This window comes from Sporichthyaceae bacterium (assembly GCA_036269075.1).
In the GTDB taxonomy this organism is placed as follows: domain Bacteria; phylum Actinomycetota; class Actinomycetes; order Sporichthyales; family Sporichthyaceae; genus DASQPJ01.
In genome coordinates, this window is the sequence record DATASX010000087.1 from 18,959 (window position 1) to 30,647 (window position 11,689).

Here is an 11,689-nt window from a genome sequence, read left to right on the forward strand (position 1 = left end):
ACAGCCGCAATCTCCCCGGGGGCTCAGGACACCCCGCGGGCCTGCGCCGCCCAGTACGGGGCGCGGAGTTCGCGCTTGAGGACCTTCCCGGCTCCGGACAGCGGGAGGGCCTCGACGAACTCGACGCTGCGGGGTGTCTTGTAGCTCGCGATCAGCGCACGGACGTGATCCCGCAGCTCGTCCTCGGTCGCAGTCGCGCCGGGGGCGCGCACGACCACGGCGTGGACCCGTTCGCCCCACTGCTCGTCCGGGACGCCGATGACCGCGCAGGCGGCGACGCCGGGGTGGGCGGCCAAGGCGTTCTCGACCTCCGCGGAGTAGACGTTCTCCCCGCCGGACACGATCATGTCCTTGATCCGGTCGACGACGAACAGGTAGCCGTCCGCGTCGAGATAACCGCCGTCGCCGGTGTGCATCCAGCCTCCGCGTAAGGCGGCTGCCGTCTCCTGCGGCCGCTTCCAGTAGCCGAGCATCACGTGCCCACCGCGGCAGACGATCTCCCCGGTGGCCCCGGTCGGCACCTCGTTGTCGTCCGGGTCGACGATGCGCACCTCCGCGTGCGGGGCCGCGCGGCCGGCCGATCGGCGCAACCGTTCGACCCCGTGCTCGGCCGGGCCGAGCAACGTCGCGACCGGTGACAACTCGGTCATGCCGTAGGCCTGGGTGAACTCCACGGTGGGCAACCGCTTCGCCGCCCGCTCCAGCACCGCCTCCGAGATCGGCGAAGCGCCGTACAACAAGTGCCGCAGGCTAGAGAGGTCCGCATCGGCACACGCCGGATCGTCCACCAGCATCTGGATCATCGTCGGGACCAGCAGCACCTCGGTCACCCGGTGTGCCTCGATCGCCGCGGCCACCCCGGCTGGGGTGAACCCCGCAACCATGACGTGGGTGCCACCCAGGCAGTTGCGTGCCGTCCACGCGGCCCCGTCGGCGAGGTGGAACATCGGCGCCGCATGCAGGTACCGCCCACCGGCGACCATGAAATGCCCTGCCGCGGCCATGCCCAGCGCCGAGGTGAGCAGGTTCGCGTGGCTGAGCATCACACCCTTCGACAGGCCTGTCGTGCCGCCGGTGTAGTAGATCCCGGCCAACGCGTCCCCACCCCGACGCACATCGGCGACCGGGTCGGCACCCGCAATCACGGCCTCCAGGTCCAGCGCGCCCTGCGGCGCCGGCCCGCTCCCGGTGTGCAGCACCGCGCCGAGGCCCGGCGCGTGCGCCCGTAACTCCGGCACCATCGCGGCAAACGCGTCATCGACGACCAGCACCGTGCTGCCGGAATCGGCCAGCGAGAAGCCGATCTCCGCGGCGCTCCACCGCGTGTTGGCCGGTACGACGACACCGTCCCCCCACGAGATCGCCGACAGCGTCTCGTGGTAGACGTCGGAGTTCAGCGCGAGGATCGCGACGCGATCCCCGGCCGCGACCCCGAGCTCACGCAGGCCTCCGGCCAGCCGCGCAATGCGGTCCACCGACTCCCGCCAGGTCCGAATCCGGTCGCCGAAGATCGTCGCGGGCAGCTCCGGCGTCTGGGCCAGCGCCCGGTGCAGCCCCTGGGTCAGATACATCGGCACTCCCGCAGTCGCACGGCCACTGGCGGCAGTCGACCACACCCGGGCCTGCACTGTCTGCAGCGTCGAAGACTCTGGCCAGGTACCACTGCTCTGCATAGGCTCGGCCGGACGCCGGAGCGACCAGGACGTTCCCCGGCCACAGAGAAGGTGGAGCGCATGTCCGACATCGCACCCGGCCGACTGGGCGACCCGGCCTCCTCCCTCGGCACCGACCCGCGCACCGACGCCCGACTGGCCACCGCGTTGGCCGCGTTCGGTCTCGACGCGCTCGCGGCCGAACCCCCGTTGACCGTCACCTCCCCGCGGGAGGACCTGCTCGGCTTCATCGCCGCCGCGGAGGAGGGTTTCGAAGCTCTCTTCGGCGCCGCCCTGGCCGGTGTCGACCCGGTTGCCGGTGTGGACCGGAAGACGTTGACGGTGCCGGGCACCGCGGGCCACGAGATCACGCTCCACGTGCACAAGCCTGCGGGCGCCATCGGCCCGCTGCCGTGCATCGTGCACATGCACGGCGGCGGAATGGTGCTGCTCGAGGCCGGCGGCGCTGCCTACACGCGGTGGCGCGACGAGCTGGCCGCGAGCGGCCTGGTGGTGGTCGGCGTCGAGTTCCGCAACGGCGGCGGCGCACAGGGCGTGCATCCGTACCCGGCCGGGCCCGACGACTGCGCGGACGCGGTCCGGTGGGTGCACGCGCACCTCGGGGAACTCGGTGGTTCACACATCGTCGTGTCCGGGGAGTCCGGCGGCGGCAACCTGACGCTGGCCACCGCGGTGCGCGCGAATCGGGAGGGCTGGATCGGTGAGATCGCCGGCCTCTACGCCCAGTGCCCTTACGTCCACGACCCGCGCGACGGCGCCACCGCGCTGACCTCGGCGCGCGAGAACGACGGGTACTTCATCTCCGAATCCATGCTGGTCCTGCTGGCGGAGGTCTACGACCCGGAGGGCAAGAACGCCCAGGAGGCCACCTGTTGGCCGTCGCACGCCGCCGCGGCCGATCTGACCGGGCTGCCGCCGACGATCATCTCGGTGAACGAACTCGACCCGCTGCGCGACGACGGCCTGGCCATGTACCAGCGGCTGATCGCGGCCGGTGTCCCCGCCGCCGCCCGGATTGTGCCCGGCACGTGCCACGCCGGCGACGTCATCTTCCGGGCGGCGCTGCCGGACGTGTACGCCGCCACCATCCGGGACATCAGCGGATTCGCCCGTTCCCTGGGCGGATAGTTGACGGCCTTCGCCGGCCGTGGCCGTCACGCCTGGCGCGGATCGTCCTGCAGATTCACGTATTCGAGGTCGAGCGGCCCGATCGCGGTCACCTGGGTGATGTACTCACCAGCCTTCGCCCAGTGGAAGTGATCGGTCCCGCCCGGCAGTACGACGACGGCCCCTGGCGGGTACGCCTGGAGCTTTCGGTCATCGAACTCCGCCCCCAGGCCGATGTAGAACACCCCGGACATCACTGTGTAGACGCGATCCTCCGGGTGGCGGTGCGGCATCAGCTTGACCCCGCCGGGGGCCTTCACCCGGATGACATAGGGCCCGGGCTCGCTCGGGTGGCCGACGACGACGGCCAGGCGGACCGACGGCGGGAACGCCGGGAACGACTCCCAGCGGATATCCTCGGGCAGAACCGATCGGAAGACGTCCTGGTCCGGTTGGTGCGTGCGCATCATCGAACTCCTGCAGTGTGACGGTGGGTCAGCGCCGCGAAAGCGGTACCGGTGGCGGCGCCGAAGACCAGATGCGCCGAGAGGTCCTTGCCCAGGGTGCGGGCGTCGTACTTCCAGATCGGCTGGTAGACCTTCGCCAGCGGGAGCAGCGCATAGCTCCCCAGCCAGGCCGTGGGCCCCAGCGCCGCGGCACGCAGCCACGGCGGATCCGCTCGGGCCTCGCGCGGACCTTCCGAGGCCAGCGCCCGGAACAGGTCCGCGTCGGTTGCCTCCACCCCGTGTCGGTTTTCGCCGCCGAGCCCGACCGGCGGTGCGGCGGATCCGCGGGCCGGCGGAGCGTGGTAGTGATCATCTCGTATTCTCCTTCCAGGGTTGAGGATTTACCTCGCCGCTCGGTGTACGCGGATTCGCCTCCGATGGACCTACTGGCCAGCAGGCCAAATCTGTCCTGTCCGCGGAACGTTCGCACCCGTGAGTGTCCCTGGTACCCCGCGTGGCGCACCGCGGGGTCGGATAGGCCGTGCCCTGCTGCATCCTGACGGGGCGTCATCTCGGGATCGGGGCCCGGTGGTGCCCGGGTGCGGCCAGGCAGTGCCACGGGCGCGAACGAGGCTTCCCGGGGCCAGCCTTGAACCCCGGAGGGGTCAGTTGGACCGCCCGAAGTCCTAATCGGGTGCCAGATCGGCATCCGCGCGCCACCCCGGGTTCACGTAGAAGTCCTTGGCCCGCGCTACATCGGAGACGGGCAACGCCACCACCTCGAGTGCCATGTCGACCCACGCGCTCCTTGCTGCCCTGTCCCGGTGGCAACCGGCCGGCGCCACCGGGGCCCACGGTGCCCAGTCAGCCGGGCGATCGCACCTGCGCCCTGTCCCTGGTCATCCTGGCAGCCCCAGGGACCGAGGGGTGGCCGGGACCGCCCCAGGGCCAGGCCCTGGTGCGATCGGCTCCGGCAGGCGGCCTACGTTGGTGCCGGGCGGACTGCGACCGGCTGCGGGTCGCGCTGACTACCGGTTGGAGGCCGGCATGACTTTCGACCTCGACGGCCGACTTCGACACCGGGCCGACCGAGCGATCCGGTGCGTCAGTTGAAAGGACTGTCGCAAGCCTTCTCCGTGACGCTGCTGTCGCTGTTCCCGATCATGAACCCGATCGGCAACCTGCCGGCGTTCTTCGCCCTGACCGTCGATGACAGCCCGGCCCGGCGCCGGGCGCAGGCGTTGCGCACCGCCGGTTGGGTGATCCTCCTGCTGGTCACCTTCACCGCGGCCGGCAAGGGACTGCTGCACGGGTTGGGGATCTCGCTGCCTGCATTGCAGATAGCCGGTGGCCTGGTCGTCGCCCGTACCGCTTACGGGATGGTCACCAACGGGCCCAGGCTGACGCAGGCCGAGCACGGGGCCGCGGTGGCCGCCGATGACATTTCCTTCTCCCCGATGGCGATGCCGTTGCTGGCCGGCCCTGGAGCGATCGGGACCGTGATCGCCCTGTCGAGTCGTTCTAACTCCGTCCCCGCGGAGTTCGGCATCGTGCTCGGTTCGGTTGTCATGGGCGTGGTGGTCGCCCTGGTGCTGGTCGCCGGCGACCCACTCCTGAACCGACTTGGCGTCACCGGGATAGCAGCGCTCACGCGAATTTTCGGCTTCCTGATCCTGGCGATCGCCGTCGAACTGATCGCGCACGGCGTCCTCGCGCTGGCACCGGGGCTGCAGAGATGACCCTGGCCCGTCTCGCCAGGGTGTCACCCTGGCGCGAGTCCCTCGCCCGAGCTGTCAATCTTTGACCATGATCATCAGCGGGAGAACATCCCTACCGATGGCCCAGGAGAGGTGACCCATCCATGCGTTCCGACATCGTCCCGGGCGGGGTTTTCCCCGACTACGCGCTGCCCGACCACACCGAAACCGTCCGCCCGCTCAGCGAGATTCAGGGGCGCGACCCGTTGATCCTCACCTTGGCTCGGGGTCATTACTGCCCGAAGGAACACCAGCAGCACCGGGAACTTGCGGCGTTCCAGTCCCAGATCGCGGTCGCCTACACCCAGGTCGCCACGATCACCACCGACGAGCACCACGTCCTGCAGGAGTTCCGCGCCTCGGTCGGCGCGCAATGGACCTTCCTCGCGGATCCTGGTCGGACCGTCCAGAAGGACCTCGACATCCAGGAGTACACCGACCCCGAGCACAACCCGATGATCCCGCACACGATCATCCTCAAGCCGGGACTGATCATCCACAGCGTCTACAACGGTTATTGGTACTGGGGCCGGCCATCCATCGCCGAGCTGTGGCACGACCTACGGGCCGCGAGCCAGGAGATCCGCCCGGACTGGGACCTCAGCAAGCCTGGGCTGCGCCAGGCGTGGGACGCAGGCGAACTGTCGCAGTTCCACGGCTGGGACCGGCGATTGGCCGAAGCCGCCGTGGCGATCCAGCACGACGAAGGTGTCCTCTGAACGCCCGATCGACGGAGGTCCACGGTGGCTGAATCACCCGCACCCCCGGACGGAATTGTGCTGGCCCACTTCATCGTCTCCGACGATGTCGAGCGCTCCGTCCGTTTCTACACCCACGTACTCGGCGGCACCGTGGTCTTCGGCCCGGAGCCGACCTATGTCGCACTGGCCAACAGCTGGATCATCATCAATGTCGGCGGTGGCCCGACCGATGACAAGCCCGCGGTCACCCTGCAGGCGCCGAGCGACCCCGCTCGGGTCAGCAGCTTTCTCAACATCCGTGTCAAAGACATCGCGGCCCGGTACGCCGAATGGAGCGCCCGAGGCGCTGAGTTCCTGACGCCGCCGAAGCAGCACGAGTACGAGATCCGTTGCTACATCCGCGATCCGGATGGTCATCTGATCGAGGTGGGGCAGACAACGGACCCGAGCGGGGACTGGTCCCCCGCCCACTGGCAATAACGGCCAACCGCAAGGACGGAGGGAACATGACAACTGGTATCCCGGGTATCGACCCGACCGTGGCGCCGAGCGGCACGGGATGTCTGGAGTGCGACGCCACCGGCGGTTGGTGGGTGCATCTGCGGCGCTGCATGCAGTGCGGCCACATCGGGTGCTGCGACGACTCCCTGCGCAAGCACGCCACCTCGCATGCGGCGTCGAGCGGGCACCCGTACATCCGGTCCTTCGAACCTGGCGAGGACTGGATCTGGAACTTCCGCACCGAGGAGTACTACGGCTACGACGGACCGGAACTGGCCGACCCGCAACATCGACCGATCGCTCAAGGATCCCCCGGCCCCGTCGGACGGGTGCCCAAGAATTGGCAGGAGCTCCTTGGCTGAGGATGTCGGGGACATCGGTGATGAAAGTCCGTCCCGGTAGGGCATTCCCGCTCGGTGCGACCTGGGACGGGGAGGGCACGAATTTCTCCTTGTTCTCCCAGGTTGCGGAGTCGGTCGAGCTCTGCCTGTTCGACGAGGACGGCACGGAGGAACGGCTCCGACTGGAGGAGCTCGACGCGTGGTGCTGGCACGGGCAGGTGCCGGGGGTGGGCCCGGGCCGGCGGTACGGGTATCGGGTGCACGGGCCGTGGGACCCGTCCGCGGGTTTGCGGTGCAACCCGAACAAGTTGCTGCTGGACCCTTACGCGAAGGCAATCGACGGGCAGGTCGATTACGACCAGGCCTGCTTCGCCTACAACTTCGGCGACGAGCATTCTCGCAACGACGCCGACTCGGCCGCGCATGTGCCCCGCTCGGTGGTGATCGACCCCGGCTTCGACTGGGCCGGCGATCGCCATCCGGAGGTCCCGCTGAACCAATCGGTGATCTACGAGGTCCACGTCAAAGGCTTCACCGCAGGTCATCCCGATGTGCCCACCGAGCAGCGCGGGACCTACACCGGCCTGGCGCACCCGGCCGTGATCGAGTACCTGACGCGTCTAGGAGTGACGGCGGTGGAGTTGCTGCCGGTGCACCAGTTCCTGCACGAGTCCCAACTGATCCAGCGTGGCCTGCGCAACTACTGGGGCTACAACACCATCGGCTTCCTGGCCCCGCACGACGCATACTCCGCCACCGGCGGTGGCGGCCGGCAGGTGCCGGAGTTCAAGTCGATGGTGCGCGCCCTGCACGCCGCCGGGATCGAGGTGATCCTCGACGTGGTCTACAACCACACCGCCGAGGGCAACCAGCTGGGCCCGACGCTGTCGTTCAAGGGGATCGACAACACCGCCTACTACCGCCTGGTGAACGACGACCGGCGCTACTACTACGACACGACCGGGACCGGCAACAGCCTGAACGTCGACGACCCGAACACGCTACGACTGATCATGGACTCGCTGCGGTACTGGGTCACCGAGATGCATGTCGACGGGTTCCGCTTCGACCTGGCAGCCGCTTTGGCCCGCCAGTTCCACGACGTGGACCGGCTGTCCGCGTTCTTCGACCTGGTCGCGCAGGACCCGGTGGTCTCGCAGGTGAAGCTGATCGCCGAGCCGTGGGACCTCGGCGACGGCGGGTACCAGGTCGGCCATTTCCCGCCACTGTGGTCGGAGTGGAACGGCCGCTACCGCGACACCGTGCGCGACTTCTGGCGCGGCGAACCGGCCGAAGTCCCGGAGTTCGCCTCCCGGCTGACCGGCAGCAGCGACCTGTATGCCGGCGACATGCGCCGCCCGGTCGCATCCGTCAACTTCGTCACGGCGCACGACGGCTTCACCCTGCACGACCTGGTCTCCTACAACGACAAGCACAACGAGGCGAACGGCGAGGGCAACGCCGACGGCGACAGCAACAACCGGTCCTGGAACTGCGGGGCCGAGGGCCAGAGCGCTGATCCGGTCGTGCTCGAACTGAGGCAGCGTCAGCAACGCAACTTCCTGGCCACCTTGCTGCTGTCCCAGGGAGTCCCGATGTTGCTCGGTGGCGACGAGATCGGTCGCACCCAACGCGGGAACAACAACGGCTACTGCCAGGACAACGAGATCTCCTGGTTCGACTGGGCACACCTCGACACCGAGTTGCTGGACTTCACCCGCCGACTGATCGCACTGCGTCGTGAGCACACGGTGCTGCGCCGCAAGCGCTGGTTCCAGGGCAGGCCGATACGCGGCACGATCGACCTCGGGTGGTACCGACCCGACGGCGACCGGATGAGCGACCAGGACTGGAACGCGGGGTTCGCCCGGACGATCGGCATGTTCCTCAACGGGCAGTCCATCACCGAACCCGACGCGGACGGCGATCGCATTGTCGACGCCACGTTCCTGCTGCTGTTCAATGCCGACCCCGCCGACATGGACTGGGTCATGCCCAGGGACCAGACCCAGACCTGGGAGCCGATCCTGGACACCGCCCGTCCTGTCCCCCCCGACGGATCCACGGGCGCCGGACCCCCCGCCGGGGCCACCTACCGGGTCCGTGGCCGCTCCGTGGTCGTGCTGCGAGCGGCCCACGAACAGACCTGAGACCCCAACCTTGGCCGGCGTGGCCGCGTGCAACACTATGTGCGGACACGATGTCCAGGCGCGGGGATTGGGGATGGCTCATGGCGCAGCATCTGGCTCCTGACCCGCCCCGCGCGGAACCGCGCGACAACGGTGCGACGTCGCGATCCACCGGGCGCCTGGCCGAACTCGGCTGCGCGTGGGCCGGTCTGGTCGGGCTTGCCGTCGCGCTCGCCGGGTTCGTGCTGGCGCGCTTCCTGCCCCTGCCGCCGAAAGCGAACGACACCCCCACCCAGGTCGTTCACTACTACGTCCAACATCTGACCTCAATCCGCGTCGGCCTGATGCTGGCGAGCCTCGGGGTGTGCCTGGTCGGACCACTGCTCGCGCTGATCACTCTTCAGATGTGGCGTCTTGCCCGCGGCGGCTCTCCGGTGCTGGCGATCCTTGCGGCCATCACCGGGGCGGTGACCTGGGTGATGCTGCTCGTCCCGATGATCGTCCTGGAAGTGGCCGCGTTCCGTCCGGGCCGCAACCCGGAGACCACCCAGGCGCTGCACGACCTGGGCTGGATCTTGTTCCTCACCCCGGTCGGCCCTTTCGCCCTGCAGGGCCTGGTGATCGCCGCAGCCATCCTCACCGACGATCGGGAACAGCCGCTGTTGCCACGGTGGTTGGGCTATCTCAACATCTGGGTCGCCCTGTCCTTCGTGCCCGCACTGCTGGCCTACTTCTTCAAGAGCGGCCCGTTCGCCTGGCACGGGGTCTTCGTCTTCTACTTCGGCGTGGTGTTCTACGGACTCTGGATGCTGATCATGTCCGTGCAGCTTCGCACCTCGGTGCTGCGTTGGCACGCCGCGCTCGGGCCGAACTGCGGCGAGGCAACCGCAGCTCACCGGGCGAGGTTGCCTGCGTCCACGACGAGCTGACTGCCGGTCACGTACCGGGATTCGTCGGATGCCAGGTAGAGGACGGCGTTGGAGACGTCGATCGGCTCCATCATGTCCACCTGCAAGGCATTGACGAAACAGGGTGCCTGGTGCGGGTTGCGCGCCAGGAGTGTCTCGAGGCCGCCGAATCCGGCGACCAGCGGGGTGTTCACGCCGGTGGGGTGCACACAGTTGACCCGCACGTTCTGCAGCGACAGTTCGTTCGCGAGGCTCTGCATGATCCCCACCACGCCGTGCTTGGCGGCGACGTAGGGGGTGAGGAACGCCTGGCCCTTCACCGCGGCGGTCGAGCCGGTGATGATGATGGACCCCCCGCCGTTGGCGATCAGGTGCGGGATGGTGGCCCGGCAGGTGTGCCAGGTCCCGGTGAGCAGGACGTCGATCGTGTCCTGCCACAGCTGCGGCGTGACCTCATCCCAGTTCTGGATGCTGCAGATCCCGGCGTTGGCGCTGACGATGTCGAGCTTTCCCAGTTCGGCCACGCCGTCCTCGACGGCCTGGGTCAACCCGGCCAGGTCGCGGGTGTCGACCTGCCGAGTGAGGATGCGTCGATCCAGGGCCTCGACCGCCTTGGCCGTCTGGGCCAGGTCCTCGGGAGTGGCCATGGCGTAGTTCATCGTCTCGTAGTCGACGCAGGCGTCGATCGCGATGATGTCGGCGCCCTCCTCGGCCAGCCGGATCGCGTGGCTGCGGCCTTGCCCCCGCCCGGCGCCGGTGATCAGTGCGACCTTGCCCTGCACTCGTCCCATGGTCTTCCTCCGTCGTGACTGGTTGTTCGACCCCTACAGCAGGAGTTGCAGCTCTGTGACGGCACGCATCTTCAGCCCGCTGAAGGTGGGCGTGAAGTCCTCGGCCAGTCGCATCGCCGGGAATCGGTCGAGAAGCGCATTGGCGCTGTACTCGAGCTCGGCCTTGGCCAGCATCGCGCCGAGGCAGAAATGCCGGCCGGAGCCGAAGGCGAAATGCTCGCCGGCGGCGGTGAAAGCTCGCTCCGCGGAGAGGTCCGGCCGGTGGATGTCGAACCGGTCGGGCTCGCTGAACCGGCGTTCGTCACGGTTGGCCGAGGCGATGACCAGCGTCACCGTGGCACCGGCTGGTACGGCCGTCCCGGCGATCTCCACGTCCCGGTCGAGCACCCGCGCGTTCATCTGCGAGGGCGGGCTGTGCCGCAAGGTCTCGGCGATCGCCGCGGGGACCAGGCCACGGTCGTCGCGGACTGCCTCGAACTGGTCGGGGTGTATCAACAGCAGCGCGATCATGTTGCCCAGGGTGCGGTCGGTGGTCTCGGCCCCGGCCACCAGCAACTGGGTGACGTGGGTGCGGACCTCGGTGTCGTCCAGGCTCTCCCCGTCGACCACCGCCGTGCACATCGCCGAGATCAGATCATCCCCCGGTTCGGCACGACGCTTCTCGATGAACGGGGTGATGTAGGCGTCGAACTCGGCCTTGGCGCGCACCCCGGCAGCCGCCACGGCAGGGTCGCCGGCCAGGTTGGACAGGAAGGCGATCATGGCGGTGTACCAGGCGAAGAACTGGGGTTGGTCGCTCTCGGGCAGGCCGAGTACATCGGCAATCACGGCGATCGGCAACTGGTGGGCGTACTGGCTGCAGAACTCGACCGCACCGACGGGTTGGGCGGCGGTCAAGGCCTCGACCCGTACGGCGACGATGCGTTCGATCAAGGCCTGCGCGTTGCGGGCGATCACACCGTTCCACCGCTCGGCGCCCTTGCCCCGGAAATGTGGGTTCACCAGACCGCGCTTGCGCGCATGCTCCCGGCCGTCCATCTGCAGCAGGCCGCGGCCGAAGACCGGTTCGAGTTGCCACGCGTAGTTCTTGGTCGTGAAGGCGGGGTCGCGGTATCCGGTGCCGACGTCGGCGTGCCGGGTCACCAGCCAGCTGCCGATACTGGCGTCCCAGTGACACGGGCGTTCGGCTCGCAGCCGGCGGTAGAGCGCGTGCGGGTCGGCCAGCACGGCTGGGTCGAGCAGGCTGGGAAGGATCGGTTGACCGCCGGTCGCCACGGCACCGCCTCCTTCCGGATGAAACCAGTTAGTTTCGCTGGTAAAACACTACGATCCACG

12 protein-coding genes are annotated in these 11,689 nt (G+C 68.7%); 7 read left to right on the forward strand and 5 right to left on the reverse strand.

Features of this window, described 5'->3' with window-relative positions; translation table 11 throughout:
- Positions 1 to 23 precede the first annotated feature (23 nt).
- Entirely contained in the window at positions 24 to 1,571 is a 1,548-nt protein-coding gene (locus tag VHU88_16090) for a long-chain fatty acid--CoA ligase (GenBank protein HEX3613210.1), read from the reverse strand.
- A 162-nt stretch (positions 1,572 to 1,733) separates the two neighbouring features.
- Here VHU88_16090 and VHU88_16095 point away from each other — a divergent pair, with 162 nt between their 5' ends.
- On the forward strand, positions 1,734 to 2,801 hold the full coding sequence (locus VHU88_16095; protein HEX3613211.1) for an alpha/beta hydrolase: 1,068 nt from the start codon (positions 1,734 to 1,736) through the stop codon (positions 2,799 to 2,801).
- Between the two features lie 26 nt (positions 2,802 to 2,827).
- Here VHU88_16095 and VHU88_16100 read toward each other — a convergent pair whose 3' ends face one another.
- Together VHU88_16100 and VHU88_16105 are read right to left on the reverse strand one after the other, a co-directional pair.
- Positions 2,828 to 3,247, reverse strand: coding sequence for a cupin domain-containing protein (locus VHU88_16100; protein HEX3613212.1), 420 nt, complete (start codon positions 3,245 to 3,247; stop codon positions 2,828 to 2,830).
- Positions 3,247 to 3,522, reverse strand: a complete 276-nt coding sequence (locus VHU88_16105; GenBank protein HEX3613213.1) for a hypothetical protein — start codon at positions 3,520 to 3,522, stop codon at positions 3,247 to 3,249. Before VHU88_16105 ends, VHU88_16100 begins: the two co-directional genes overlap by 1 nt.
- An 840-nt stretch (positions 3,523 to 4,362) precedes the next feature.
- Between VHU88_16105 and VHU88_16110 the strand changes: the two genes are divergently transcribed.
- The 6 genes from VHU88_16110 (at position 4,363) to VHU88_16135 (ending at position 9,584) form a co-directional block, all read left to right on the forward strand.
- Positions 4,363 to 4,965 (forward strand): MarC family protein, encoded by a 603-nt coding sequence (locus tag VHU88_16110; GenBank protein ID HEX3613214.1) that lies wholly within the window; start codon positions 4,363 to 4,365, stop codon positions 4,963 to 4,965.
- 122 nt (positions 4,966 to 5,087) lie between these two features.
- Positions 5,088 to 5,702: a redoxin domain-containing protein gene (locus VHU88_16115; protein ID HEX3613215.1), complete on the forward strand. Its 615-nt coding sequence runs from the start codon at positions 5,088 to 5,090 to the stop codon at positions 5,700 to 5,702.
- A 57-nt stretch (positions 5,703 to 5,759) separates the two neighbouring features.
- Positions 5,760 to 6,164, forward strand: coding sequence for a VOC family protein (locus VHU88_16120; GenBank protein ID HEX3613216.1), 405 nt, complete (start codon positions 5,760 to 5,762; stop codon positions 6,162 to 6,164).
- A gap of 26 nt (positions 6,165 to 6,190) precedes the next feature.
- Entirely contained in the window at positions 6,191 to 6,547 is a 357-nt protein-coding gene (locus VHU88_16125; protein ID HEX3613217.1) for a UBP-type zinc finger domain-containing protein, read from the forward strand.
- Positions 6,548 to 6,567: 20 nt separating this feature from the next.
- A complete protein-coding gene (glgX, locus tag VHU88_16130) occupies positions 6,568 to 8,676 on the forward strand; it encodes a glycogen debranching protein GlgX (protein HEX3613218.1) in 2,109 nt (702 codons plus the stop codon).
- An 80-nt stretch (positions 8,677 to 8,756) separates the two neighbouring features.
- A complete protein-coding gene (locus VHU88_16135) occupies positions 8,757 to 9,584 on the forward strand; it encodes a hypothetical protein (protein ID HEX3613219.1) in 828 nt (275 codons plus the stop codon).
- On the opposite strand, the gene VHU88_16140 is transcribed toward VHU88_16135, so the two are convergent.
- Both VHU88_16140 and VHU88_16145 read right to left on the reverse strand, forming a co-directional pair.
- On the reverse strand, positions 9,548 to 10,354 hold the full coding sequence (locus VHU88_16140) for a mycofactocin-coupled SDR family oxidoreductase (GenBank protein HEX3613220.1): 807 nt from the start codon (positions 10,352 to 10,354) through the stop codon (positions 9,548 to 9,550). The two genes, VHU88_16135 and VHU88_16140, sit on opposite strands and share 37 nt — an antisense overlap.
- A 33-nt stretch (positions 10,355 to 10,387) precedes the next feature.
- Positions 10,388 to 11,629 carry a cytochrome P450 gene (locus VHU88_16145; GenBank protein HEX3613221.1) on the reverse strand — a complete coding sequence of 414 codons (1,242 nt, stop codon included), beginning with the start codon at positions 11,627 to 11,629 and terminating at the stop codon, positions 10,388 to 10,390.
- Positions 11,630 to 11,689: the final 60 nt, after the last annotated feature.

Coding starts and splice junctions, on each gene's coding strand:
- VHU88_16090 (HEX3613210.1), bottom strand. CDS start 1,571: ATGTATCTGACCCAGGGGCTGCACCGGGCGCTGGCCCAGACGCCGGAG.
- VHU88_16095 (HEX3613211.1), top strand. CDS start 1,734: ATGTCCGACATCGCACCCGGCCGACTGGGCGACCCGGCCTCCTCCCTC.
- VHU88_16100 (HEX3613212.1), bottom strand. CDS start 3,247: ATGCGCACGCACCAACCGGACCAGGACGTCTTCCGATCGGTTCTGCCC.
- VHU88_16115 (HEX3613215.1), top strand. CDS start 5,088: ATGCGTTCCGACATCGTCCCGGGCGGGGTTTTCCCCGACTACGCGCTG.
- VHU88_16125 (HEX3613217.1), top strand. CDS start 6,191: ATGACAACTGGTATCCCGGGTATCGACCCGACCGTGGCGCCGAGCGGC.
- glgX (HEX3613218.1), top strand. CDS start 6,568: ATGAAAGTCCGTCCCGGTAGGGCATTCCCGCTCGGTGCGACCTGGGAC.
- VHU88_16135 (HEX3613219.1), top strand. CDS start 8,757: ATGGCGCAGCATCTGGCTCCTGACCCGCCCCGCGCGGAACCGCGCGAC.
- VHU88_16140 (HEX3613220.1), bottom strand. CDS start 10,354: ATGGGACGAGTGCAGGGCAAGGTCGCACTGATCACCGGCGCCGGGCGG.